Below are 23,310 nucleotides of genomic sequence, written 5' to 3' on the forward strand. Positions count from 1 at the left end.
GTGTCCTGTCTGGTTGTCGCGGAGAGGGGGGATGGGGGGAGTGGGACGGGGGGATGGGCGGGGTCAGGCGGTGGCCGGGGCGCCGGGGACGTAGTCCGGGTCCACCTGTGCCGCCAGGTCCTCGCCCGTGCGGGCGTCCGCCCAGGCGCGGGCGTTGCGCAGGTGGAACTCGACCGCGTGGCGGTGGAGCCGGGTCCAGTCGCGGACGTGGGAGTCGACCGCCTCGCGCAGGATGTTCAGGGCGTGCCGGTTGTGGGGTTCCAGCTCGCCACGCTCCCGGCCCTGTTCCGCCGCGCGGACCCAGGGCGACTGCTCCAGGTGCGTCAGGAGGTCGTCCCCCACCTCCTCCTTGAGGAACAGGAGGTCGTCCTCGCAGGTCACCTTGTTGCCGATGACAGCGACGCGGATGCCGAACTGCTCCGCGTGGTCGCGGTACTGGCGGTAGACCGAGACGCCCTTGCGGGTGGGTTCCGCCACCAGGAAGGTGATGTCGAAGCGGGTGAAGAGGCCCGAGGCGAAGGCGTCCGCGCCCGCCGTCATGTCGACCACGACGTACTCGCCGGGCCCGTCCACCAGGTGGCCCAGGTACAGCTCGACCGCGCCGAGCTTGGAGTGGTAGCAGGCCACGCCGAGGTCGGACTCGTCGAACTCGCCCGTGACCATGAGGGGGACGCCGCCGGCGCGGCCGAGGTGCCGCGTGTGCAGTTCGTCGTCGCCGAGCGGGCGCAGCAGGCGGGAGCCGCGGCCCGGCGGGGTCGTCTTGATCATCGCCTCGGGGGAGGGGATGCGCGGGTTGGTGCCCCGCAGGTAGTCCTTGATGCGGGGCAGGTGGGCGCCCAGGGGCGGGGCGGGCTTCTCCTCGCCGCCGAGCGCCTCGGCCAGGTGCTGGTTGATGTCGCCGTCGATGGCGAGGACCGGGGCGCCGGAGCGCGCCAGGTGGCGGGAGAACAGCGCCGACAGCGTCGTCTTGCCGCTGCCTCCCTTGCCGACGAACGCGACCCTCACAACCCACCCGCCTTTTTGAAAATGGATGTCATGTGGTTAGGTTCGAGGAGTGCGCGCAGGGCTGTCAAATCGCTTCGGCCGTATGGGATTTGGCGGGAGTTTTCCCTCGTCCGTCCCCCGGTTGATCGGCGGTTTCCCCTTGATGCATATGCTGTGCAAGTGCGTGTCCTCAGCATCAAGCCCCGTTCCCGGATCCTCGCCGCCCTCGCGCTCGTCCCGTGCCTGGCCGGCTGCTTCGCCTCCCCCGGAGGGGAGTCGCCGTCGGACGACGGCCGGCCGGGCTCCCGGCTGCGTGTCGCCCTCGCCTTCCCGCCCGCCGAGAACTTCTCGCCGTACGGCGCCGACGCCACGCTGCTCAGTCGTCTCGGCGTCACCGAGGGCCTGACCGCCCTGGACGCCAACGGCGCCGCGGCCCCCGCGCTCGCGTCCTCCTGGCGTCGTGAGAACGACCGCACCTGGCGCTTCACCCTGCGCGAGGCCACCTTCCAGGACGGCACGGACGTCACCCCGTCCGCCGTGGCCGCCGCCCTCACCCACGCCACGCGGGCGAAGCCCGCGCCCGCCGCGCTCGCCGGCGTCACGCTCAGCGCGCGGGCCGACGGCGACCGCGGCCTGCGCATCACCACCGCAGCCCCCGACCCCGTGCTGCCCATGCGGCTGTCCAGCCCGAGCCTGGCGATCCTCTCCCCGAAGGCGTACGGCAGGACGGACCGCCCCGACCCGGTCGGCCACGCCACCGGACCGTTCGAGATCACCAAGGTCGACGGCGGCGGCTCCGCCACCCTCGACCGCTACGACGACTACTGGGGTGGCCGCGCCCAGGCCGCCGGCATCGACGCGCGCTTCGTCAAGGACGGCACCGCGCGCGCCAACGCCGTACGCACCGGCGACGTCGACATCGCCGAGGCGATCCCCGTGGCCCAGGCCGCCACCCTCGACAAGGCCACCCTCAAGGAAGCCGGCACCACCCGGACCACCAGCCTGCAGCTCAACACCAGGACCGGCCCCTTCAAGGACCCGGGGCTGCGCGCCGCCGCCCGCGGCGCGATCGACTCCGCCGCCCTCGTCAAGGGCGTCTTCGAGGGGTACGCCGACCCGGGCGCCGGGATCTACGGCCCCGCCGTCACCTGGGCCGAGAGCAAGCGGGTGAAGCCGGCCGGACGCGCGAAGCCCGCCCGGCCCGACGGTACGTCGATCACCCTCGCCACCTACGACAACCGGCCCGAACTCCCCGAGGTCGCCCAGGTCGTGCAACAGCAGCTCCAGAAGGCCGGCTTCGCGGTGAAGCTGGAGGTGCGCGAGTACTCGCGCCTGGAGAGCGACGCGCTCGCCGGGAAGTTCGACGCGTTCATCGGCGCCCGCAACAGCCTCCTGGACACCGGCGACCCCGTCGGCATCCTCGCCAGTGACTACACCTGCGACGGCGGCTACAACCTCGCCCTGCTCTGCGACAAGAAGGTCGACCGGGCCGTCGCCGCGGCCGACCGGACCGACGGCACCGGCGAGCGGCAGGACGCCGCCATGGCCGCGGAAGCGGCCGTCCTCGGCACGGACGCGGTGGTGCCGCTGGCGCACCAGCGGATCATCGCCGGCGTCTCCACCAAGGTCCGGGGCGTCCTCCTCGACCCCTACGAGCGGACCCTCGTGGGCACCGGAACGCGACGCTGACCGGCCGGTTCAGGCGGGCAGCCGCGTGTCGGCCACGCAGCTGATCTCGACGAGCTGCCCCGGGAAGGTCAGTTCGGTGACGCCCAGGGCCGTGCTGACCGGGCGGTGGGTGCCGAAGTACGCCCGGTTGCCCTCCGCCACCACCTCGGCGTTGCGCACCAGGTCCACCACGTACAGCGTCTGGGACACGATCTGGCGGCGCGTCACGCCGTAGTGGGCCAGGACCCGGTCCATGTTCACATACGTCCGCTCGAGCTGGGCGGCGAGGTCGTCCGCGGGGTCGAAGGCGCCCGCCTCGTCGAACGAGAGCTGGCCGGAGACATGGATCAGCTCGCCGGACCGGATCGCCTGCGCGTAGCCGAAGTGGCGCTCCGCCGGTATGCCGTGGTCGTAGACGTCGAGGGTGCTCATGGTTCCCGTCCTTCCGTCGAGCGCGTATCCGCGCTCTCTTGCGGTTACTCGGAAACCGTAGGAGAGTGACGGCCGACCTGGAAGAACGCACTTTTCAGTGACTGGGGAACCCGATGGTGACCAAGCAGTTGAGGGACCTGCCCGAGAACGCGGACCTCCGGCGGGCGGACTCCCTGGCCCGGGAGATCTTCTCCGACGTGGCCAACAAATGGGCGCTTCTGATCATCGAGGCCCTCGGCGACCGCACCCTGCGCTTCAGCGAGTTGCGGAACGAGGTGGAGGGCGTCAGCCACAAGATGCTGACCCAGAACCTGCGGATGCTGGAGCGCAACGGCCTGGTCGACCGCGAGGTGCACCCCACCGTGCCGCCCAAGGTCGAGTACACGCTGACCGAGCCGGGCCGGGCCCTGCGCGCCACGGTCGACGCGATCTGCGGCTGGACCCACCAGTACCTCGGGCACATCGAGTCGGCGCGCGGCCGGTTCGACTCCTGACCGGCCCGGGCGTCAGCCCGCGACCAGTTCGCGCACCTGCCGGGGAGCCGGGGCCTTCTCGACCCGCGAGGTCCGGTACAGCCACAGCACGTCCCGCCCGAACGACCACACCAGCAGGGCCAGCGCCAGGGCCGCGACCCCGAAGTTGGCCGCGTACGGCAGCAGATCGGCACCCGCCAGCAGCAACAGCACGCCCTGGAGCGCCGCGACCGTCTTGCGGGCGGTGCTCGGCGGCAGCACGGCGGTCAGCCATGGCCAGACACGGGCGGCGGCGACGAAGACGTACCGCATACCGCCGATCAGCAGCACCCACGGGCCCAGTTGCATGGACACGTACACGCTGAGCACCAGGATCAGGAACGCGTCGACCTCCATGTCGAAGCGCGCGCCCAGCGGCGTCGAGGTGCCGGTGCGACGGGCCACCTTGCCGTCGACCCCGTCGAGGATCAGCGCCACCGCCGTCAGACCGACGAACAACGACACGGGCGGCGAGCTCTGGAAGGAGTCCGCGACCAGCGCGGTGACCCCGCCGACGAGGGTGGCCCGGCCGAGGGTGACCCGGTTCGCCGCGCCGAAGGAGCGCAGCCGCGAGCGGTGCAGGGCCCGGGAGAGCACGGCCCAGGTGGCGAACGCGAACGCGAGGCCGGTCAGCCAGCCCGCCGGGCCCATGCCGATCGCCGTGCCGATCAGGGCCAGCAGCAGGACCTGCGCACCCGCCCCCAGGGCGGTCTCCTGCTGGACGAGCCTCGCGTCGTACGTGTTGTTCAGGGCCACCGAACACCCTCCGGCCGTGTGACAGAGTCGATCAACGCCGCTACCTTGTGCGCGGCCTGTGCACCCCTCGGTACGCAAGCAGCTTCCCGATCGTTCAGGAGGACTTCGATGAAGCACACCGGACGTGCGTTCTGGATCGACTCGCCTGGGCGAGGCGCGATCCGGGACGTCGCCCTGCCCGCGCCCGGCGAGGGCGAGGTGCTGGTCCGCACGCTGTTCTCCGGCGTGAGCCGCGGCACCGAGACGCTCGTCTTCCGCGGCGGCGTACCCGTCAGCCAGCACACCGCCATGCGGGCGCCGTTCCAGGAGGGCGACTTCCCGGGCCCGGTGAAATACGGCTACCTCAACGTCGGAGTGGTGGAGGAGGGGCCCGAGGCGCTCGCCGGCCGTACGGTGTTCTGCCTCTACCCGCACCAGACCCGGTACGTCGTCCCGGCGAGCGCCGTCACGCCCGTGCCCGACACCGTGCCGGCCGAACGGGCCGTGCTCGCCGGGACCGTGGAGACCGCCGTCAACGCCCTGTGGGACGCCGCGCCCCTGCTCGGCGACCGGATCGCCGTGGTCGGCGGCGGCATGGTCGGCTGCTCGGTCGCCGCCCTGCTCGCCCGGTTCCCCGGCGTCCGCGTCCAGTTGGTCGACGCCGACCCGGGCCGGGCGGACGTCGCCAAGGCCCTGGGCGTCGGCTTCGCCTCCCCGCGGGACGCCCTCGGTGAATGCGACCTGGTCGTCCACGCCAGCGCCACCGAGCAGGGCCTCGCCCGGTCCCTGGAACTCCTCAGCGCCGAGGGCACCGTCGTCGAACTCAGCTGGTACGGCGACCGGCAGGTGAGCCTGCCGCTCGGCGAGGCCTTCCACTCCCGGCGCCTGGTCATCCGCAGCAGCCAGGTCGGCACCGTCTCCCCGGCCCGCCCCGGCCGCAGCTACGCCGACCGCCTCGCCCTCGCCCTCGACCTGCTCGCCGACCCCGCGCTCGACGCCCTCGTCACCGGCGAATCCGCCTTCGGGGACCTGCCCGACGTGCTGCCGAAGCTCGCCTCGGGCGAGATCCCCGCCCTGTGCCACCGCGTCCGCTACGACGAGAGCGATTGACACATCGGCTGACGATTCGTTCCATCCGGTACGACATCGGCCACGACAAGAGCGCCTGACCTGAGAAAAGACGTACCCGAGGCTGAACAAGGGAAGGCAGACAGCCGTACTACACGGCATCCCCGGCGGCCATCACCGGGGAAGCAGACGCGCCGCACCTGGAGGGTCGTCCGTTGTTCAGCATCACCGTCCGCGATCACATCATGATCGCCCACAGCTTCCGTGGCGAAGTCTTCGGACCGGCCCAGCGCCTGCACGGGGCCACGTTCCTCGTGGACGCCACCTTCCGGCGCGAACAGCTGGACGAGGACAACATCGTCGTCGACATCGGGCTGGCCACCCAGGAACTCGGGGCGGTCGTCAGCGAGCTGAACTACCGCAACCTCGACAACGAGCCCGACTTCGCCGGGGTCAACACCTCCACGGAGTTCCTCGCCAAGGTCATCGCCGACCGGCTCGCCGAGCGCATCCACAAGGGAGCGCTGGGCGAGGGCGCCAAGGGCATCGCGGGCCTCACCGTCACCCTGCACGAGTCGCACATCGCCTGGGCGAGTTACGAGCGTGCGCTGTGACCGACACGACCATCGAGCGGCCCGGGCCGGCCGGAGAGGCACCGGCGCGGCTCAACTACGTGCCCGTGCAGCACGCCGCCCTGAAGAACGCCGAGATCATCCCCATGTCCCTGCGCACCGTGCACTTCGTGCTGCCCGGCGGCGTCGACGACCCGGCGACACCGAGCGGCGGCAACGCCTACGACCGGCGCGTCTGCCTGGACCTGCCCGGCTTCGGCTGGCAGGTGACCAAGCACGCAGTCGCCGGTGACTGGCCCCGGCCCTCGGCGGCGGCCCGCACCGAACTCGCCCGCGCCCTGGCCGAGTTGCCGGACGGCGCCGCCGTCCTGCTCGACGGGCTGGTGGCCTGCGGCGTGCCGGAGATCGTGGTGCCGGAGGCGGAACGGCTGCGCATGGCCGTGCTCGTCCACCTCCCGCTCGGCGACGAGACCGGGCTCGACGCCGCGGTCGCCGCCGAACTCGACGCCAGGGAACGGGCGGTGCTGCGGGCCGTGCCCGCGGTGATCGCCACCAGCGACTGGGCCGTCCGCCGCCTGGTCTCCCACCACGGCCTGCCCCCGGAGCGCGTCCACGTCGCCGCCCCCGGCGCCGACATCGCGCCCCTCGCGCCCGGCACCGACGGTGTGTCGCGGCTGCTGTGCGTGGCCGCCGTGACCCCGCGCAAGGGCCAGCACCGGCTGGTGAAGGCACTGGCCGCGGTGACCGACCTGCCGTGGAGCTGCGTCTGCGTCGGCAGCCTCACCCAGGACCCGGAGTACGTCGCCCACCTGCGGTCCCTCATCCGCACGCACGGCCTGGAGGACCGGCTGGAGCTGGCGGGCCCGCGCTCCGGCCCGGCGCTCGACGCCAGTTACGCCACCGCCGACCTGATGGTCCTCACCTCGTACGCCGAGACGTACGGCATGGCGGTGACCGAGGCGCTGGCCCGCGGCATCCCCGTGCTGGCCACGGACGTCGGCGGCGTCCCCGAGGCGGTCGGGCGCGCCCCCGACGGCGGGGTGCCCGGCATCCTCGTCCCGCCGGAGAACCCCGCCGCCATCGCCGCCGAACTGCGCGGCTGGTTCGGCGAGGCGGACGTACGGCGCCGCCTCAAGGCCGCCGCCCGCGGCCGCCGCGCCGCCCTCGACGGCTGGGCGACGACCGCACAGAGCCTGGCGGCGGTCCTGCGCCGGCTCCCGACCGAACCCCGGAGGGCCGCATGACGAACCCGGTGACGACCCAGCAGAGCGGGATCCCGGCCCAGCCCGGGCCGCGGCAGACCGCCGAGTCGGTGGACGGCGTGATGCCGGGCGCGGGTCCCGGCGGCACGTCCGTGGTGGGGCAGGCTGTCGGTGTGATGGCCGAGGGCGCGGGTTCCGGCGGTGGTTCCGCGCTGGGACAGGCAGCCGGCGCTGTCATCCCGGGTGCCGGGCCCAGTGTCCCGGCAGCCGGATCGCGGCCCACCGTGAAGCTGCGTGAGGCCGGGCCCGACGACCCGCCCCGCTACGCGCCCGAGTGGCTGGAGCTGCGGGAGCCCGCCGACGCCGCCGCGCGGGCGCACGACCTGCTCGACCCGCTGCGCATCCGGCTCGCCAACCTGCCGGGCAAGTCGGGCGGCGTCGTCATCCACGACCTGGGCTGCGGCACCGGCTCGATGGGCCGCTGGCTCGCCCCCCGCCTGGACGGCGCCCAGCACTGGATCCTGCACGACCGCGACCCCTATCTGCTGCACTTCGCCGCCGTCGCCTCCCCGCGCTCCGCCGCCGACGGCAGCCGGGTCAGCACGGAGACGCGGCGCGGTGACGTGGCCCGTCTCACCCCGGACGCCCTGCAGGGCGCGTCCCTGGTGACGGCGTCCGCCCTGCTGGACGTCCTCACCCGCGAGGAAGTCGACACCCTCGCCGCCGCCTGCGCCGGAGCCGGCTGCCCCGCCCTGCTGACGCTGTCCGTCGCCGGGCGCGTGGAGCTGACCCCGTCCCACCCGCTGGACGCGGAGATCGCCCAGGCGTTCAACGACCACCAGCGCCGCGACGGACTGCTCGGCCCCGACGCGGTCACGGCGGCGGCCGAGGCGTTCTCCGAACAGGGCGCCACGGTGCGGCTGCACCCGAGTCCGTGGCGGCTCGGCCCGGAGCAGGCCGCGCTGACCGAGCAGTGGCTGCGCGGCTGGGTCGGCGCCGCCGTCGAGCAGCGCCCCGACCTGCGCGTCCCCGCCGAGGCCTACCTGGCCGACCGTCTGGCCGCCTGCGCCGCGGGCGAGTTGCGCGTCACCGTCCACCACACCGACCTCCTGGCCCTGTGCCGCCCGGTGGGCGGAGCGTCATGAGTCCGCAGGCGACGGGGACACGGGCGGCCCCAGGGGTCGTGCTGACTCCGGTGCGCGAGCGGCCGACGCCGGGCGGTGCACCGACGTCGGCTTCGGCCGCCGAATCGGCACCGGCCTCGGTCCCGGCACTGACGTCGGCTTCGGCCGCCGCGGTCCCGGTGCCGGCCTCGGTCCCGGTGCCGGCCTCGGTCCCGGTGCCGGCCTCGGTCCTGGCGCCGGCCTCGGCCCCCGAGCCGTCGCGCCGGAGCGCCGATCGGGCTTCGGCCACCGGCGTCGGCACCGGCAGTGGGACCGGCAGCGGCACCCGCACCGGCTCGGGATCGCCCGCCCACGTCACCGCCGTCGAAGCCCCCGCGACCGCCCCGGAGTCCGGCCGCGCCCCGGTCGGCTCCCCGTCGCCCGGCCCCCTCCGTGCCGTCCTCGCCCGGCTCGGTTCGCGCCAGGTCCGTACGCACCTCGGGACCCTCGCCGGTGTCGCCATCATCGGTGTGCTGTTCTGGCGGCTCGGTACCGGCGTCTTCCTGGACGGGCTGCGCCGGATCGACGCGGTGACCCTGCTGCTCGCGCTCGGGATCGGGCTCGTCACCACGGTGTTCAGCGCGTGGCGCTGGGCGCTGGTGGCCCGGGGGCTGCGCATCCGGCTGCCGTTCGGGCCGGCCGTGGCCGACTACTACCGCGCGCTGTTCCTCAACGCGGCCCTGCCCGGCGGGGTCCTCGGCGACGTGCACCGGGCCGTGCGGCACGGGCAGAGCGAGGGGGATCTGCGGCGGGCCGTGAAGGCCGTCGTCCTCGAACGGGCCGCCGGGCAGCTCGCGCTGTTCGCCGTCGGGGCCGTGGTCCTGCTGACCATGCCGTCCCCGGTGCTCGACGAGGCCCGGCACGTCGCCCCGCTCGCGGCCCTGGCCGCACTCGGCGCACTCGCCGTCGTCCTCGCCCTGCGCATGAACCGGGCGGCACCCTCCCGCCGGGGCCGGAAGCTGCGCGCGACCCTCGCCGAGGCGCGCGCAGGGCTGCTGTCCCGGCGCAACGGGCCCGGGGTGGTTGTCTCCTCCGTGGTGGTCCTGGCAGGTTACGTCGCCATGTTCGTCCTCGCCGCCCGGGTCGCCGGAGCCGCCGCCTCCGTGGCCGTCCTGGTGCCGCTCGCGGTGCTGGCGCTGCTGGCCATGGGGCTGCCGCTGAACGTCGGCGGCTGGGGGCCCCGGGAGGGCGTCACCGCCTGGGCGTTCGGCGCCGCCGGTCTCGGCGCCGGCCGGGGACTCGCCGTCGCGGTCGTCTACGGGGTGCTCAGCCTCGTGGCCAGCCTGCCCGGCCTGATCGTGCTCGTCGCCCGCTGGTACGCCGGACTGCGCGCCGGGCCCCGGGCCGCCGCACCGGCCCCTGGACCCGGTCCCGCACCGGACGGTGACTACCCGTCGGAGGTCAGCAACGAGAAATACGCCCCGAAGGAATCCGCCAGGCTCGCCAGGAGTTCCTTCCCTTTTTCCGCCGAACCCAGCGAAGCACGGCCGATGACACCGGAATCGGTATAGCCGGACATGCCGAGGGTCAGCAGATGACGCCGGTCGTCGGCGACGAAATCGGAGGTCTCATAACCGGGACGGAGCATTTCGGGATGAGCGTGCAGAAGGATGGAGGTCTCAATTTCCCCCGCGTGCATGTCGGTGAGCAGCGAGGTGACCACACCCGCCCGCTCCCGCGCCGCCTCCCAGTCCTCCGGGGCCGGGAAGAGCGCCATCCGCTCACCGCGGGCGGAGGACTCCTGAACGACATTGCCCAGCACGTAGTTCCCGCCGTGCCCGTTGACCACCACCAGGGCGTCTACCCCGGACCGGCGGAGCGAATCCGCTATGTCCCGTACCACCGCATGAAGGGTCACCGAGGAGATGCTGACGGTCCCCGGCCAGGCCGCGTGCTCGTGCGAGCACGAGATCGTCACCGGAGGAAGGAGGTGCACCGGGTACGCGCCGGCTATCTCCCGCGCGACGGCACAGGCCACCAGCGTGTCGGTCGCCAGCGGAAGGAACGGACCGTGCTGCTCGAAGCTCCCCACGGGAAGCACCGCGACCTGCCGTGAGACACCGGCGCCTCGCGTCCGTATGTCTTCCGTGGTGTCCGCCGGTACCAGATCACTCATAACTCCACGGCCTTTCGTCTCTGCTTAGGAACTCGAGAATCATGACAGAAAACATTGGCGTACTCGGCAAGAAGTCCCCGCAGCGGACCGGCGTGGAACGCGTCGTCAATGCCCCCTTGCCCACCGTGTACGGGAAATTCCAGGCGGTCGGCTACCTGGACCACGACCGCGGTGACGAACAGGTGGCGCTGGTCTACGGCGAGATCGGCACGGAAGACGTCCTCATCCGGCTGCACTCGGAGTGCCTGACCGGCGACGCCTTCGGCTCCCAGCACTGCGAGTGCGGCGACCAGCTCGACGCCGCCCTGCGCGCGGTCGTCGCCGAGGGCGCCGGTGTCGTCGTCTACCTCAGAGGGCATGAGGGCCGCGGCATCGGCCTGCTGGCCAAGCTGCGCGCGATGGCCCTGCAGGCGGAGGGCCTGGACACCGTCGAGGCGAACCTCGCCCTCGGCCTGCCGGTCGACGCCCGCGACTACGGCGTCGCCGCGCGGATCCTGGACGACCTGGGCGTGAACTCCGTCCGCCTGATGTCCAACAACCCGCGCAAGCGCGAGGCGCTGGTGAACCACGGCATCCGCGTCGCCGAGCAGGTGCCGCTGCTGATCCCGCCGTGCGAGAACAACATCACCTACCTGCGCACCAAGCGGGAGCGCCTCGACCACCACCTGCCCCACCTGGACGCGGTGGTCAGCTCCTCCTGAGGCACCGGACCCCCATCGGCCGGTTCCGGTCCTCCCCGACGTGACCTGGGCGAATCCGTGCGCGACCCGTAGCCGGGCCGCGTACGCTTCGTGGACGTCCGCCCCTTGAGCGTCGGCCCCGCAGCGGCCGACGCCTCACGTCCGGAGGCCCACCCGGTATGACCGAGCTCCATCTGTGGCTGCGCCACGAGGCCCGCACGACCGAGCGACGCACACCCGTCGTGCCCGACGACGCCCGGCGCCTCGTCGAGAACGGAGTGGAACTGACGGTCGAGGAGTCCCCGCAGCGGGTCTTCCCGATCGAGGAGTACCAGGCGGCCGGCTGCCGTGTCGCCCCCGCGGGCTCCTGGGTGACGGCGCCCCGGGACGCCGTCGTGCTCGGCCTGAAGGAACTGCCCGACGAACCGGCCGAACTGACGCACCGGCACATCTTCTTCGGCCACGCCTACAAGGGTCAGCCGGGGGCGGCCGGCCTGCTGCGCCGGTTCGCCGCCGGCGGCGGGGCGCTGTTCGACCTGGAGTACCTGGTGGACGACTCCGGGCGGCGCCTCGCCGCCTTCGGCTTCTGGGCCGGCTACCTGGGCGCGGCCCTGGCGGTGCTGCAGCACCGGGGCCGGCTGCGGGCGCCGCTCGTGCCCACCACCAAGGGCGAACTGGACGAGACCCTCAAGCCCGCCGACGGCGACGCCGACTTCACCGGCCTGGTCGTCGGTGCCCTGGGACGCAGCGGCCGCGGCGCCCGGGTGGCCTTCGCCACCGCCGGAGTGGACCCGACCTGCTGGGACCTCGCCGAGACCCGCGACCTGGACCGCGCCGCCCTGCTGCGGCACGACGTGATGGTGAACGCGGTGCTCGCCACCAGCCCCGTCCCGCCCTTCCTGCGCGAGCAGGACCTCGACGCCCCGGACCGCCGGCTGCGCACCCTGTGCGACGTGACGTGCGACGTCGGCTCACCGCTCAACGTCCTGCCGGTGTACGACGAGACCACCAGCTGGGACGAGCCGGTACGGCGGCTGCGCGCACAGCCGCCGCTCGACCTGATCGCCATCGACAACCTGCCCTCCCTGCTGCCGCTGGAGTCCAGCGCCGACTTCTCGGCCGCGCTGCTGCCCCACCTGCTCGACTTCGGCGTCTCCGGGGCGTGGGCGCGCTGCCTGGACCGGTTCCGCCGGGCGTCCCGCGAGCACGGTTTCGGCGACGGGGAGTCCCATGACCGCTGACCCGGTACCCGCGAGCGGCACGGTCCACTGGATCGGCGCCGGACTGTCCACCGGCAGCGGCCTGGCCGCGCTGTGCGACACCGCCGAGCGGGTCCGGCTCTGGCACCGCACCGAGAGCCGCGCCGCCGACGCCCTCGGGCGGCTGGGCCTGGCCGGGCGGGCCGAGCCCCGCGCCTGCACGCTGTCCGCCCTCACCGCCGAACTGGCGCCCGGCGACGTCGTCGTGTCGATGCTGCCCGCGCCGGAACACGCCCCGCTGCTCGCCGAGTGCGTCCGGCTGGGCGCGCACTTCGCGTGCTCCAGCTATGTGTCGGAGGCGGTGCTGGAGCAGGTGCCCGCCGCCGAGAAGGCCGGGGTCGTCGTCCTCACCGAGGCCGGGCTCGACCCGGGCATCGACCACCTCTTCGCGCACGACCTCGTCGCCCGGGCCCGCCGGGCCGTCGGTGACGGGACGCCCGCCTCGTACACGCTCACCTCGTACTGCGGCGGCGTCCCCGCCGTCCCGAACGACTTCACCTACCGCTTCAGCTGGGCACCCGCGGGGGTCCTCAACGCCCTGCGCTCCCCGGCCCGTTACCTCGACGACGGCGCCGAGACCGTCGCCGAACGCCCGTGGGAGGCGACCCGACGGCACGTCGTCGACGGGGAGACGTTCGAGGTCTACCCCAACCGCGACAGCCTCCCGTTCGTCGCCCAGTACGGTCTGCCGGACGCCTGGACACCGCGGACCTTCGTACGCGGCACCCTGCGCCTGGAGGGCTGGCTGCGCGCCTGGGACGCCGTCTTCGAGGAGCTGAAGACCGGCGACGACGCCCGGATCGCCGCCGTGGCCCGGGAACTGGCCGCCGCTTACCCCACCACGGACGACGACCGCGACCGGGTCGTGCTCGCCGTGTCCCTGGAGGTGCGGGCCGAGGCGGGACGGACCTGGACGGGCGGCTACCTCCTCGACCTGGTGGGCGACGCCGGGGAGAGCGCGATGGCCCGCTGCGTCTCGCGCACCCTCGCGCTGGGCGTCCGGCACGTCCTGGACGGCTCCCTGCCGCCGGGCCTGAACCGCGCCGCCGAGACGGCCGACCGGTCCGAGCGGTGGCTGCGTGAACTCGCCCGGGACGGGATCGAGTTCACGCTCCGCGTCGATCAGTGAGCGGCGTTCAGCCGGTCAGGGCCTCGTGGACCAGCCGCTTGAGGTCCTTGAAGACCGTGTGCGAGGTCCGGGGCCGCACCTGCGTCATGAACTGAACCGTCAGGTCGCGGCCCGGGTCCACCCAGAACGTCGTCGTGGCCACCCCGCTCCAGCCGAAGGCGCCGAGCCCGGACGGCGCCTGCGTGCGGGAAGGGTCGATCACCACGGAGCAGTTGAGGCCGAAGCCGACCCCTTCGTTGCCGGGCTCGTCGTGGGCGGGCCGGCTGCCGAAGGCCCGCAGATCGGCGCCGCCGGGCAGGTGGTTGCGGGTCATCAGCTCCACCGTCTCCGGGGCGAGCAGCCGGACGCCGTCCAACTCGCCCCGGCGGCGCAGCAGTTCCATGAAGCGGTGGTAGTCGCGGGCGGAGCAGACCATGCCGCCGCTGCCCGACAGGAACCGAGGCCGGCCCCGCAGCGGCAGTCCCGGGATCGGCTCGATGCCGCCGCCGTCCTTCTCCCCGTACATCTCGGACAGCCGGGGCGCCTGCTCGTCCGTGACGTGGAACCCCGCGTCGGTCATGCCGAGCGGCGTGAAGATCCGCTCGGCGAAGAACGCGTCGAGCGGCTGTCCGGACACCACCTCGATGACCCGGCCCAGGACGTTGCTGGCGACCGAGTAGTTCCACTCCGTGCCCGGCTCGAACTGCAGGGGCAGGCTCGCGTAGACCTCGATGGTCTCGGCCAGGTCCGCGCCCGGTGGCACCGACGACTCCAGGCCGGCCGCGCGGTACAGGGCGTCGACGGGGTGGGAGTGGTAGAAGCCGAAGGTCAGGCCCGAGGTGTGGGTGAGCAGGTGCCGGACGAGTATCGGCCCGGCGGCCGGGCGGGTCTTCACGTCGGACCCGGATCCGCTCACGTACACCCGCGGGTCGGCGAAGGCCGGCAGGTGGTCGGCGACGGGGTCGTCCAGTGACAGCCGGCCCTCCTCCACCAGCAGCAGCGCGGCGACCGCGGTGACGGGCTTCGTCATGGAGTAGATCCGCCACAGCGTGTCGGGCTCGACGGGAAGCCCGGCCGCCATGTCGCGCAGGCCGTGCGTGGTGAGGTGGGCGACGCGTCCGCCGCGGGCGACGGAGACGAGGAAGCCCGGCAGACGCCCCGCCTCGACCAGACCGGCGAAGTGCCGGTCCAGGCGGCCCAGCGCCTTCGGATCCAGCCCCGCCTCAGCCGGGTCCGCCTCTTGTCGCAGCTGTGCCATCGCTCTTCCTCCATCGCGCTCGTCGAGGTGAGATCCGGCATACCCCGCCCGGACCGCCTCCGATCCCATCCTCGTCCAGGAACCCTTCATGATCGCGCAGGAACAGGTGAGCGGGTGTCATCAGCTCGGAGCCCCGCTTGATAGGCAAGTCTCCACTTGCCTATCGTGGGGGTCATGGCGGAGGATGTCTTCAAGGCCCTGGCCGACCCCACGCGGCGGCGCATCCTGGACGAGCTGGTGGAACGGGACGGGCAGAGCCTGTTCGAGATCTGCACCCGGCTGGTGACCAAGCACGGTCTGGGGCTGTCCCGCCAGGCGATCAGCCAGCACCTGGCGGTCCTGGAGTCGGCGGGTCTCGTCGTGACCCGGCGCGAGGGCCGCTACAAGTTCCACGACCTGAACACCGAACCCCTCGAGCGCATCATGACCCGATGGCTCAGGCCCGACCCACCGGAGGACACCCCATGAGGATCCACATCACCAGCGTCTTCGTCGACGACCAGGAGAAGGCCCTGCGCTTCTACACGGACGTACTCGGCTTCGTGAAGAAGCACGACGTCCCCATGGGCACGGACCGGTGGCTGACGGTGGTCTCCCCGGAGGACCCGGACGGCACGGAACTCCTGCTCGAACCCTCCGGCCACCCCGCGGTCCCGCCCTACAAGACGGCCCTGGTCGAGGACGGCATCCCCGCCGCGTCCTTCGCCGTCGACGACGTCCGGGCGGAGTTCGAGCGCCTGCGCGACCTGGGCGTGACGTTCACCCAGGAGCCGCTGGAGATGGGCCCGGTCACGGCCGCGGTGCTGGACGACACCTGCGGCAACCTGATCCAGATCGTCCACACCAAGGCCTAGTCCCGGGGGAGCAGGACCGACGGCCGATGCCCGGGCACCGGCCGGCCTCCTAGGCTGCGGGGCGGGGCGCCGCCGCGCCAGGACGCCACGAGAAGAGGTCACCATGCCCGTGAACGGTCGCAGCCACATCCGGATCGCCCGCCCCTCCCGGGACCTCGCCGCGGCCGAGCGCTTCTGGCGCGAGGGGCTCGGGCTGGACGTGGTGTGGCGGTCCGAGAGCGGATCCGGACCGGGCCACCACGACCTGCTGATGCTCGGCTGGCCCGACGGCGACTGGCACCTGGAGCTGGTGCACGAGCCCGGCCGCCCGGTCGAGCCCCGCCCCACGGACGAGGACCTGCTCGTCATCTACGCGGACGGTCCGGTCCCGGACGACCTGACAGCCCGCCTGGAGCAGCACGGCGGCAAGCGGGTGGCGTCCCCCAACCCCTACTGGAACGAGTGGGGAGTCACGATCGAGGACCCTGACGGCTACCGCCTCGTGCTGTGCCGCCGGGCGTGGTCCAACAGCTGAGGCGGAGGAGCCCACAAGCCCCTGCCGCCGGGCCCCGGCAGGAACCCGGCGGCAGGACGCGATGGTCTCAGGCCGTCACCTTCTCCCGCCGCACGGCTTCCCGGGCGGCACGTTCCCCCAGGAGTTCCGTCGGCACCCGGTGCGTCTCCCGCGCCGACAGCGCCGCCACCACCGGCGGCACGCACAGCGCCGCCGTGAACAGCGCCACCGCCGACCAGTCGTCCCCGCCCGGCCCGGCGATCCGCGCCGCGAACGTCACCGCGAACCCGGCCGCCGCGAACCCGATCTGCGTGCCGATGGCCACGCCGGACAGCCGCACCCGGGTCGCGAACATCTCGCCGTAGAAGGCCGGCCACACCCCGTTCGCCGCGCTGTAGACGACGCCGAAGCAGAGGACGCCGGTCAGGAAGGTCAGCGGGTAGGAACCCGTGGAGACCGCCCACAGGTACAGGAACATCGTCACCGCGCTGCCGGCCGCGCCGACCAGGAACACCGGCCGGCGGCCGATCCGGTCGGACAGCGTCGCCCACAGCGGGATCGCCGCGAGCGCGACGACATTGGCCAGGGCACCGACCCACAGCATGGCCGTACGCGACATGCCGACCGCGTCGCTCGTGCCGTACGCCAGCGCCCACACCGTGAAGATCGTGCTGACCGAGGCGATGAGCGCGCCCGCGATCACCCGCAGCACGTCCGCCCAGTGCTCGCGCAGCAGCACCAGGAGCGGCATTTTCACGACACCCTCCGCGGCGGCCTGCCGGGCGAAGGCCGGGGTCTCGTCCAGCTTGCGCCGGATGACGTAACCGGCCACGGCGACCGCGACGCTCAGCCAGAACGGCACCCGCCAGCCCCACGACAGCAACTGCTCCTCGGGCAGCGCGGCGACCGGGATGAAGACCAGCGTGGCCAGCAGCTGCCCGCCCTGCGTGCCGCTGAGCGTGAAGCTGGTGAAGAAGCCGCGCCGGTCCGGCGGCGCGTGTTCCAGCGTCATGGAGTTGGCGCTGGCCTGCTCGCCCGCCGCCGAGATGCCCTGCAGCACCCGGCAGAGCACCAGCAGCACCGGGGCGAGCGTGCCGACCTGCTCCCGGGTCGGCAGACAGCCGATGAGGAACGTCGACAGCCCCATCAGCATCAGCGTGAAGACCATGATCTTCTTGCGGCCGAGCCGGTCCCCGAAGTGACCGAGGACCAGCGCGCCGACCGGGCGGGCGGCGTACGCGACGCCGAACGTGGCCAGCGACAGCAGGGTCGCCGTGGCCGGGTCGGACTCGTCGAAGAACACCTCGGGGAAGATCAGCGCGGCGGCACTGCCGTAGATGAAGAAGTCGTAGTACTCCAGGGCGCTGCCGATCCACGCGGCGGTGGCGGCTTTCCTGGGCTGGCCGGGCGGGGCGGCGGCCCCTTCGGGCAGGGCGGGGACGGACACGGCGGCTCCTTCGGGGGCTCCACCCTAGGCGGAGCGGGACACAAGGCGAGCAGAGGGGGACGTGCCGGATCGCGGCTAATTAACCCACTGGGTAGTTAGTAGGGGATGGCCAGTGATGCTGCGCCCGTGGGTCGCCGGTGTCAAGGGGTCGCGCGCCGGGCGTCAGTCCGCCGCGCGCTCCGCCGTCAGGTACGCGATCACCATGTCGCCGAGCATGGCGCGGTAGTGCGCGCGCTGCGCCGGGTCGAGCAGGTCGCGGCCGAACAGGGCGCCGAAGGTGTGCCGGTTGGAGACCCGGAAGAAGCAGAACGAGGAGATCATCGCGTGCAGGTCGACGGCGTCCACGTCGGCCGTGAACAGGCCCGACTCGCGGCCCGACGCCAGGATCCGGCGGATCACGTCCAGGGCCGGGGAGCCGATCTTCCCGAGCTTCTCGGAGCCGGCGATGTGCTGCGCCTCGTGGATGTTCTCGATGCTGACCAGGCGGATGAAGTCCGGGTGCTGCTCGTGGTGGTCGAAGGTCAGCTCGGCCAGGCGCCGGATGGCGGCCACGGGGTCGAGGTGGTCGACGTCGAGCTGCTGCTCGGCCTCCCGGATCACGCCGTAGGCCCGCTCCAGCACGGCCGTGAAGAGCTGCTCCTTGCCGCCGAAGTAGTAGTAGATCATCCGCTTGGTGGTGCGGGTGCGGGCGGCGATCTCGTCGACCCGGGCCCCGTCGTACCCGGCCCGGGCGAACTCCTGCGTGGCGACGTCGAGGATCTCGGCCCGGGTGCGGGCGGCGTCACGGATGCGCTCGCCAGGACGTGCCGGTTCTTCGACGCTGGTCATCAGGTTCCTTCGGGCGGAGGGTCCGGTGCCGGTGATTGTAGAAGCAGGGGCCCGTCCGCCCGCGGGGTCTTCCCGAGGCCGTACGCGGCTGGTATAGCTAACGTACTAGTTCGTACATTGGTGAGCTGCTGGAGGCGCGCGTGCCCAAGGACTCGTATCTCGTCGGACTGATCGGTTCCGGCATCGGTCCGTCGCTCAGCCCGGCGCTGCACGAGAGAGAGGCCGACCGCCAGGGCCTGCGCCTGCTGTACCGGCTCATCGACATCGACCCGCTCGGCGTGCCGCCCGAGGGGGTGGGCGATCTGGTGCGGGCCGCCCGCGACCTGGGCTTCGACGGGCTGAACATCACGCACCCGTGCAAGCAGCTCGTCCTGGAGCACCTGGACGCGCTCGCCCCGCAGGCGGAGGCGCTGGGCGCGGTCAACACGATCGTCTTCGAGGACGGCCGGGCCGTCGGCCACAACACGGACGCCACCGGCTTCGCCGCGTCCTTCGCGCGCGGGCTGCCGGACGCGCCGCTGGAGCGGGTCGTGCAGCTGGGCGCCGGCGGCGCGGGCGCGGCCGTCGCGCACGCCCTGCTCACCCTCGGCGCCGGGCGGGTCACCGTCGTCGACGCCCTGCCCGAGCGGGCCGCCGCGCTCGCCGACTCCCTGAACCGCGCCTTCGGCCAGGGCCGTGCGGCCGCCGCGCCCCCCGACCGGCAGGCCGGACTGCTCGCGCACGCCGACGGCATCGTCCACGCCACGCCCACCGGCATGGCGGCCCACCCCGGCCTGCCCCTGCCCGCCGGACTGCTCCACCCCGGCCTGTGGGTCGCCGAGGTGGTCTACCGCCCGCTGGAGACCGAACTGCTGCGCACCGCCCGCGCCCTGGGCTGCGCCACCCTCGACGGCGGCGGCATGGCCGCCTTCCAGGCCGCCGACGCGTTCCGCCTGTTCACCGGCCGGGAACCCGACGCCCCGCGGATGCTGACGGACCTGACCGAGCTGGCCGGGGCCGTAGGCGCACCGAACTAGGAAGGGACACCGACGTTGCGAACGTCCATCGCCACCGTCTCCCTCAGTGGATCCCTCACCGAGAAGCTCGACGCCGCCGCACGGGCCGGTTTCGACGGGGTGGAGATCTTCGAGAACGACCTGCTGGCCAGCCCCCTCACCCCCGAGGACATCCGCGCCCGCTGCGCCGACCTCGGTCTCGGCATCGAGCTCTACCAGCCGATGCGGGACATCGAGGCCGTCCCCGAGGCCGAGTTCGCCCGGAACCTGCGGCGCGCCCGGCACAAGTTCGAGCTGATGCGCAGGCTCGGCGCCGACACGGTCCTCGTCTGCTCCAGCGTCTCCCCGCTGGCGGTGGACGACGACGCCCTCGCCGCCGAGCAGTTGAGCCGGCTCGCGGACGCGGCACGGGAGTCCGGCGTCCGGGTGGCCTACGAGGCGCTCGCGTGGGGGCGGCACGTCAGCACCTACGACCACGCCTGGCGCATCGTCGAGACGGCCGGGCATCCCGCCCTCGGCACCTGCCTGGACAGCTTCCACATCCTCTCGCGCGGCTCGGACCCCCGGGGCATCGAGGACATCCCCGGCGAGAAGATCTTCTTCCTCCAGCTCGCGGACGCCCCGCTGCTCGCCATGGACGTCCTGCGGTGGAGCCGCCACCACCGCTGCTTCCCCGGCCAGGGCGGCTTCGACGTCACCGGCCTGCTGCGGCACGTCCTGCGCACCGGCTACGACGGTCCGCTCTCCCTGGAGGTCTTCAACGACGTCTTCCGGCAGGCCGAGGCCGGTCCGACCGCCGTCGACGCCCGGCGCTCCCTGCTGGTCCTCCAGGAGGCGGTCGGCCGGGCCGCCCTGCCCGAGCCCGTCGTCCCCACCGGCGTCGCCTTCGCCGAGCTGGTCACGCCCGACGCCGAACCCCTCACCGCGCTGCTCGGGGCCCTGGGCTTCGCCCGCACCGCACGGCACCGCGGCAAGCCCGTCGCCCTGTGGGAGCAGGGGGACGCCCGGATCCTCGTCAACACCGGCCCGGCCGTCCGCCGGGACGGCGCTCAGCTCGCCGCGATCGGCCTGGAGTCACCGGACCCGGCCGGAGCGGCCCGGCGCGCCGAGGCCCTGCTCGCGCCCCTGCTGCCCCGCCGCCGGGCCCCCGGGGACGCCCCGCTCGACGCGGTCGCCGCCCCCGACCGCACGGAGCTGTTCTTCTGCGCCACCGGCCGTCCGGAACTGCCCGACTGGCGCGCCGACTTCGAGGACACCGGCCGGCCCGCCACCGGCGGCGCGGGCATCCGGGGCATCGACCACCTCGCCCTCACCCAGCCCTGGCACCACTTCGACGAGGCGGCCCTGTTCCACCGCGGCGTGCTCGGCCTGCACGCCCAGGAGAGCGTGGACGTCGCCGACCCCTACGGCCTGCTGCGCAGCCGCGCCGTCACCGACGCCGACGGCCGGGTCCGGATCGCCCTCACGGTCGGCGCCGCGCCCACCGACGACACCGTCCACGCCCAGCACATCGCCCTCGCCACCGACGACGTGGTCGCCGCGGCCCGCCGCTTCCGCGAGGCCGGCGGCAGCCTGCTGCCGGTCCCCGCGAACTACTACGACGACCTCGCCGCCCGCTTCGAGTTCGCCGACGGCGAGCTGGAGACCTACCGCGAACTCGGCATCCTCTACGACCGGGACGCCCACGGCGTGTTCCGCCACTGCTACACGCGCACGATCGGCCGCGTCTTCTTCGAACTGGCCCAGCGCGACGACGGCTACCGCGGCTACGGCGCCGCGAACGCCCCGGTGCGGCTGGCCGCGCAGCACGCGGTGCGGGCGCTCACTGGCGGCTGACGGTCCGGGTGACGCCGGTGACGACCGTGGTGGCGAGGATCCAGCCGGTGAGGACGAGGGCGTAGGAGAGCCACTGGTACCAGCCGGTGGGTGCGAACGCGCCCTCCTGCCCGAAGGAGATCACCGGCAGCAGCAGGTCGAGGGTGTAGAAGACCGGGTTGAACTCCGGGGACTCGTCCGGCTTCAGCGGCCGCGGGTGGTGCAGCGCGTAGGCGAGGGAGCCGATCAGCAGCAGCGACACCAGCCAGCCGGCGGCGCGCAGGGGCCGGAAGCCGTAGCCGACGGTGGCGTCCTGGACCCGGCCCCACAGCCGGCCGTACCACGGCAGGGTGGCGCGCCGGCGGCGCTGCTTGGCGAGCTGGACGACGCGGGCGGCGTCGTCGTCCCCGATCCGGCGGTAGGCCGCGGTCAACTGCTCGTAGGCGTGCGGGACATACCCCTCGCGGTCCCGTTCCAGCATCGCCAGGCGCCGTTCGGCGGCTTCGTGCGGGGTGAGGGAGGTGTAGACGAGGCTGTCGAGCAGGACCTCCCCGGGGACCACGTCCGGTTCCAGGAACAGGACGTCCAGCTGGGCGCGGCGCAGGTTGAGCGCGCCCGACACGGGCGGGCCGTTGCGCAGCCAGAGCTCCCCGATCGTGCAACTGCTCGCCCGCAGCGCCGTGCCACCGGGGTTCTCCAGGCGGGCGCGGGAGAAGTCCAGACGACCCGCGACGCGGGCGCCGCGCAGGCCGATCCAGCCGCTCACGTCCGCGCCGCGCAGCAGGACATCGCCCTCCACGGTGAGGGTGACCGCGTCGAGGGCGGCCTTACCGGCCCCGGCGCCCAGCCGTGCCGCGTTGAGGTCGATCGTCCCGGCGATCGAGGCACCCGTCAGGCGCACCTCGCCGCGGGTGCGCAGCCCCGGTGCCGACAGGCCGTCGCCGATGGTCACATGGTTGAGCTGCAGCGCGGCCGGTCCGCCGGACGGTGCGTCGATGCCGGCCCCGTCCAGGAACAGCGCCCCGGAGATCTGCGCCCCGCCCAGCCGCACCGGCCCGCCGAACAGGCAGTCCGACACACGCAGCACGCCGTCCACGCGCAGGGTGGCGGCGTCCAGCCCGGGCAGGACGGACTCGCGCAGGTTCAGCTGCCGCAGCCGCGCCCCGTACAGGACGGGGACCTCCTCGAAGCAGCACTCGCTGAGGCGCACGGCGTGGTCGACCTCGCTGTACTTGAGGTCCAGCACGCCGGTGATCCGCGCTCCCGCCAGCCGGAGTGCGGCCGTCTCCCCGTCCTCCTGCGGGGCGCTCAGCAGCAGGGACCGCAACACGGCCGCCCGTACGGTCCGTTCGGGTCCCCAGTCCGCGCCCCGCGCCGGGTGGTCACCGGACGGCCCCCGGAAGTCCACGTCGTCCCCACGCGGAAAGGCGCGCCACACCCGCTCCTCGGCGGGCGTCATGTCGTCGGTCTGCATCGACGGGGACTCTGACGCGCCGGGCCGGAGGTGTCAACTCACCTCCGGCCCGGCTCCGTCACGCCCTGATGTTCCACTCCTGGATCACCGGCCGGCCGTGCTCGGTCGACAACCGGGAGACCGTGCCCGTCTCCAGCCGGAACAACCGCCCCTCCGACGGCGGCAGGCCCAGCCGGCGGGCCGTCAGGACGCGGAGGAAGTGGCCGTGCGCCACCAGCACCACATCGCCGTCGGGCAGCGCCTCGGCCACCCGGGACAGCACCCGATCGGCACGCTCGCCGACCTGCTCGGGGGACTCGCCCGGCTCGCCGCCGGGACCGGCCGGGCCCCCGTCGGTCCACAGGTCCCAGCCGGGGTGGCCTCGGTGTATCTCGTCGGTGGTGATGCCCTCGTAGGCGCCGTAGTACCACTCGTGCAGGTTCGGGTCCGCCACGGCCCCGGTCAGGCCCGCCAGTTCGGCGGTGCGCACCGCGCGGCCGAGCGGGCTGGTGAGGACCAGCGCGAAGGGACGGCCCGCCAGGAGCGGGGCCAGCGACTTCGCCTGTTCCTCACCGCGCCGGGTGAGGGGCAGGTCGGTGAAGCTGGTGTGCTGTCCGCTCCGGCTCCACTCCGTCTCGCCGTGGCGGACCAGCAGCAGATCTCCCACG

General features: G+C 73.3%; 23 protein-coding genes and 1 pseudogene. 15 read left to right on the top strand and 9 right to left on the bottom strand.

Annotation, left to right across the window (positions count from 1 at the left end):
• Window positions 1-63: 63 nt before the first annotated feature.
• On the bottom strand, window positions 64-1,005 hold the full coding sequence (locus C1703_RS33945; RefSeq protein ID WP_114256424.1) for an ATP-binding protein: 942 nt from the start codon (window positions 1,003-1,005) through the stop codon (window positions 64-66).
• A gap of 153 nt (window positions 1,006-1,158) precedes the next feature.
• Here C1703_RS33945 and C1703_RS33950 point away from each other — a divergent pair, with 153 nt between their 5' ends.
• Window positions 1,159-2,673 (top strand): ABC transporter substrate-binding protein, encoded by a 1,515-nt coding sequence (locus C1703_RS33950; protein WP_232840676.1) that lies wholly within the window; start codon window positions 1,159-1,161, stop codon window positions 2,671-2,673.
• Window positions 2,674-2,682: 9 nt separating this feature from the next.
• Here the strand turns inward: C1703_RS33950 and C1703_RS33955 are convergent, their stop codons facing one another.
• A complete protein-coding gene (locus C1703_RS33955) occupies window positions 2,683-3,084 on the bottom strand; it encodes a RidA family protein (protein ID WP_114256426.1) in 402 nt (133 codons plus the stop codon).
• 113 nt (window positions 3,085-3,197) lie between these two features.
• Between C1703_RS33955 and C1703_RS33960 the strand changes: the two genes are divergently transcribed.
• Window positions 3,198-3,578: a helix-turn-helix domain-containing protein gene (locus C1703_RS33960; protein WP_031118543.1), complete on the top strand. Its 381-nt coding sequence runs from the start codon at window positions 3,198-3,200 to the stop codon at window positions 3,576-3,578.
• 12 nt (window positions 3,579-3,590) lie between these two features.
• On the opposite strand, the gene C1703_RS33965 is transcribed toward C1703_RS33960, so the two are convergent.
• Window positions 3,591-4,352, bottom strand: coding sequence for a CDP-alcohol phosphatidyltransferase family protein (locus C1703_RS33965; protein ID WP_114256427.1), 762 nt, complete (start codon window positions 4,350-4,352; stop codon window positions 3,591-3,593).
• A gap of 108 nt (window positions 4,353-4,460) precedes the next feature.
• Here C1703_RS33965 and C1703_RS33970 point away from each other — a divergent pair, with 108 nt between their 5' ends.
• The 5 genes and pseudogenes from C1703_RS33970 to C1703_RS39970 all read left to right on the top strand — a co-directional run.
• Window positions 4,461-5,441, top strand: coding sequence for a zinc-binding alcohol dehydrogenase (locus C1703_RS33970; RefSeq protein WP_114256428.1), 981 nt, complete (start codon window positions 4,461-4,463; stop codon window positions 5,439-5,441).
• 173 nt (window positions 5,442-5,614) lie between these two features.
• Window positions 5,615-6,013, top strand: a complete 399-nt coding sequence (locus tag C1703_RS33975; RefSeq protein ID WP_010043117.1) for a 6-carboxytetrahydropterin synthase — start codon at window positions 5,615-5,617, stop codon at window positions 6,011-6,013.
• The gene (locus C1703_RS33980) at window positions 6,010-7,215 is read left to right on the top strand and encodes a glycosyltransferase family 4 protein (protein ID WP_114256429.1); all 1,206 of its coding nucleotides are present in this window, start codon (window positions 6,010-6,012) and stop codon (window positions 7,213-7,215) included. The genes C1703_RS33975 and C1703_RS33980 overlap by 4 nt, the downstream gene beginning before the upstream one ends.
• Complete coding sequence (locus tag C1703_RS33985) at window positions 7,212-8,318, top strand: class I SAM-dependent methyltransferase (RefSeq protein ID WP_114256430.1); 1,107 nt, start codon at window positions 7,212-7,214, stop codon at window positions 8,316-8,318. Before C1703_RS33980 ends, C1703_RS33985 begins: the two co-directional genes overlap by 4 nt.
• Window positions 8,315-9,568: pseudogene (locus C1703_RS39970) on the top strand (lysylphosphatidylglycerol synthase transmembrane domain-containing protein); the annotation flags it as partial. The gene C1703_RS33985 and the pseudogene C1703_RS39970, both read left to right, overlap by 4 nt.
• Before the next feature lie 155 nt (window positions 9,569-9,723).
• On the opposite strand, the gene C1703_RS33995 reads toward C1703_RS39970, so the two are convergent.
• Window positions 9,724-10,452, bottom strand: a complete 729-nt coding sequence (locus C1703_RS33995) for a creatininase family protein (RefSeq protein WP_114256432.1) — start codon at window positions 10,450-10,452, stop codon at window positions 9,724-9,726.
• 41 nt (window positions 10,453-10,493) lie between these two features.
• Here C1703_RS33995 and ribA point away from each other — a divergent pair, with 41 nt between their 5' ends.
• The 3 genes from ribA to C1703_RS34010 all read left to right on the top strand — a co-directional run bounded on the left by ribA (window position 10,494) and on the right by C1703_RS34010 (window position 13,520).
• The gene (gene ribA / locus C1703_RS34000) at window positions 10,494-11,153 is read left to right on the top strand and encodes a GTP cyclohydrolase II (RefSeq protein ID WP_114256433.1); all 660 of its coding nucleotides are present in this window, start codon (window positions 10,494-10,496) and stop codon (window positions 11,151-11,153) included.
• Between the two features lie 158 nt (window positions 11,154-11,311).
• Window positions 11,312-12,373, top strand: a complete 1,062-nt coding sequence (locus C1703_RS34005; protein ID WP_114256434.1) for a saccharopine dehydrogenase — start codon at window positions 11,312-11,314, stop codon at window positions 12,371-12,373.
• Window positions 12,363-13,520, top strand: a complete 1,158-nt coding sequence (locus C1703_RS34010; RefSeq protein ID WP_114256435.1) for a saccharopine dehydrogenase family protein — start codon at window positions 12,363-12,365, stop codon at window positions 13,518-13,520. The genes C1703_RS34005 and C1703_RS34010 overlap by 11 nt, the downstream gene beginning before the upstream one ends.
• Before the next feature lie 7 nt (window positions 13,521-13,527).
• On the opposite strand, the gene C1703_RS34015 is transcribed toward C1703_RS34010, so the two are convergent.
• Entirely contained in the window at window positions 13,528-14,757 is a 1,230-nt protein-coding gene (locus tag C1703_RS34015) for a serine hydrolase domain-containing protein (protein ID WP_114256436.1), read from the bottom strand.
• Window positions 14,758-14,931: 174 nt separating this feature from the next.
• Between C1703_RS34015 and C1703_RS34020 the strand changes: the two genes are divergently transcribed.
• From C1703_RS34020 to C1703_RS34030, 3 genes are all read left to right on the top strand, one after another.
• Window positions 14,932-15,225, top strand: coding sequence for a metalloregulator ArsR/SmtB family transcription factor (locus tag C1703_RS34020; RefSeq protein ID WP_114256437.1), 294 nt, complete (start codon window positions 14,932-14,934; stop codon window positions 15,223-15,225).
• Window positions 15,222-15,611: a VOC family protein gene (locus C1703_RS34025; RefSeq protein ID WP_114256438.1), complete on the top strand. Its 390-nt coding sequence runs from the start codon at window positions 15,222-15,224 to the stop codon at window positions 15,609-15,611. The genes C1703_RS34020 and C1703_RS34025 overlap by 4 nt, the downstream gene beginning before the upstream one ends.
• Before the next feature lie 103 nt (window positions 15,612-15,714).
• Entirely contained in the window at window positions 15,715-16,125 is a 411-nt protein-coding gene (locus C1703_RS34030; RefSeq protein ID WP_114256439.1) for a VOC family protein, read from the top strand.
• A 67-nt stretch (window positions 16,126-16,192) separates the two neighbouring features.
• On the opposite strand, the gene C1703_RS34035 is transcribed toward C1703_RS34030, so the two are convergent.
• On the bottom strand, window positions 16,193-17,551 hold the full coding sequence (locus C1703_RS34035; RefSeq protein ID WP_114256440.1) for an MFS transporter: 1,359 nt from the start codon (window positions 17,549-17,551) through the stop codon (window positions 16,193-16,195).
• A gap of 162 nt (window positions 17,552-17,713) precedes the next feature.
• Window positions 17,714-18,379 (bottom strand): TetR/AcrR family transcriptional regulator, encoded by a 666-nt coding sequence (locus C1703_RS34040; RefSeq protein WP_114256441.1) that lies wholly within the window; start codon window positions 18,377-18,379, stop codon window positions 17,714-17,716.
• A 140-nt stretch (window positions 18,380-18,519) separates the two neighbouring features.
• Here C1703_RS34040 and C1703_RS34045 point away from each other — a divergent pair, with 140 nt between their 5' ends.
• Together C1703_RS34045 and C1703_RS34050 are read left to right on the top strand one after the other, a co-directional pair.
• Window positions 18,520-19,395 carry a shikimate dehydrogenase gene (locus C1703_RS34045; RefSeq protein WP_114256442.1) on the top strand — a complete coding sequence of 292 codons (876 nt, stop codon included), beginning with the start codon at window positions 18,520-18,522 and terminating at the stop codon, window positions 19,393-19,395.
• A gap of 15 nt (window positions 19,396-19,410) precedes the next feature.
• Window positions 19,411-21,210 (top strand): sugar phosphate isomerase/epimerase and 4-hydroxyphenylpyruvate domain-containing protein, encoded by a 1,800-nt coding sequence (locus C1703_RS34050; protein ID WP_114256443.1) that lies wholly within the window; start codon window positions 19,411-19,413, stop codon window positions 21,208-21,210.
• Here the strand turns inward: C1703_RS34050 and C1703_RS34055 are convergent.
• Window positions 21,197-22,663 (bottom strand): membrane-associated oxidoreductase, encoded by a 1,467-nt coding sequence (locus tag C1703_RS34055; protein ID WP_114256444.1) that lies wholly within the window; start codon window positions 22,661-22,663, stop codon window positions 21,197-21,199. The two genes, C1703_RS34050 and C1703_RS34055, sit on opposite strands and share 14 nt — an antisense overlap.
• A 58-nt stretch (window positions 22,664-22,721) precedes the next feature.
• A complete protein-coding gene (locus tag C1703_RS34060; RefSeq protein ID WP_114256445.1) occupies window positions 22,722-23,309 on the bottom strand; it encodes a histidine phosphatase family protein in 588 nt (195 codons plus the stop codon).
• Between the last annotated feature and the right edge of the window lies 1 nt (window position 23,310).

It is taken from the genome of Streptomyces sp. Go-475 (assembly GCF_003330845.1).
Taxonomy (GTDB): Bacteria; Actinomycetota; Actinomycetes; order Streptomycetales; family Streptomycetaceae; genus Streptomyces.

Coding starts and splice junctions, on each gene's coding strand:
- C1703_RS34020 (WP_114256437.1), top strand. CDS start 14,932: ATGGCGGAGGATGTCTTCAAGGCCCTGGCCGACCCCACGCGGCGGCGC.
- C1703_RS33960 (WP_031118543.1), top strand. CDS start 3,198: ATGGTGACCAAGCAGTTGAGGGACCTGCCCGAGAACGCGGACCTCCGG.
- C1703_RS34005 (WP_114256434.1), top strand. CDS start 11,312: ATGACCGAGCTCCATCTGTGGCTGCGCCACGAGGCCCGCACGACCGAG.
- C1703_RS33995 (WP_114256432.1), bottom strand. CDS start 10,452: ATGAGTGATCTGGTACCGGCGGACACCACGGAAGACATACGGACGCGA.
- C1703_RS34010 (WP_114256435.1), top strand. CDS start 12,363: ATGACCGCTGACCCGGTACCCGCGAGCGGCACGGTCCACTGGATCGGC.
- C1703_RS34015 (WP_114256436.1), bottom strand. CDS start 14,757: ATGGCACAGCTGCGACAAGAGGCGGACCCGGCTGAGGCGGGGCTGGAT.
- C1703_RS33985 (WP_114256430.1), top strand. CDS start 7,212: ATGACGAACCCGGTGACGACCCAGCAGAGCGGGATCCCGGCCCAGCCC.
- C1703_RS33955 (WP_114256426.1), bottom strand. CDS start 3,084: ATGAGCACCCTCGACGTCTACGACCACGGCATACCGGCGGAGCGCCAC.
- C1703_RS34055 (WP_114256444.1), bottom strand. CDS start 22,663: ATGCAGACCGACGACATGACGCCCGCCGAGGAGCGGGTGTGGCGCGCC.
- C1703_RS34040 (WP_114256441.1), bottom strand. CDS start 18,379: ATGACCAGCGTCGAAGAACCGGCACGTCCTGGCGAGCGCATCCGTGAC.
- C1703_RS34030 (WP_114256439.1), top strand. CDS start 15,715: ATGCCCGTGAACGGTCGCAGCCACATCCGGATCGCCCGCCCCTCCCGG.
- C1703_RS34025 (WP_114256438.1), top strand. CDS start 15,222: ATGAGGATCCACATCACCAGCGTCTTCGTCGACGACCAGGAGAAGGCC.
- ribA (WP_114256433.1), top strand. CDS start 10,494: ATGACAGAAAACATTGGCGTACTCGGCAAGAAGTCCCCGCAGCGGACC.
- C1703_RS33970 (WP_114256428.1), top strand. CDS start 4,461: ATGAAGCACACCGGACGTGCGTTCTGGATCGACTCGCCTGGGCGAGGC.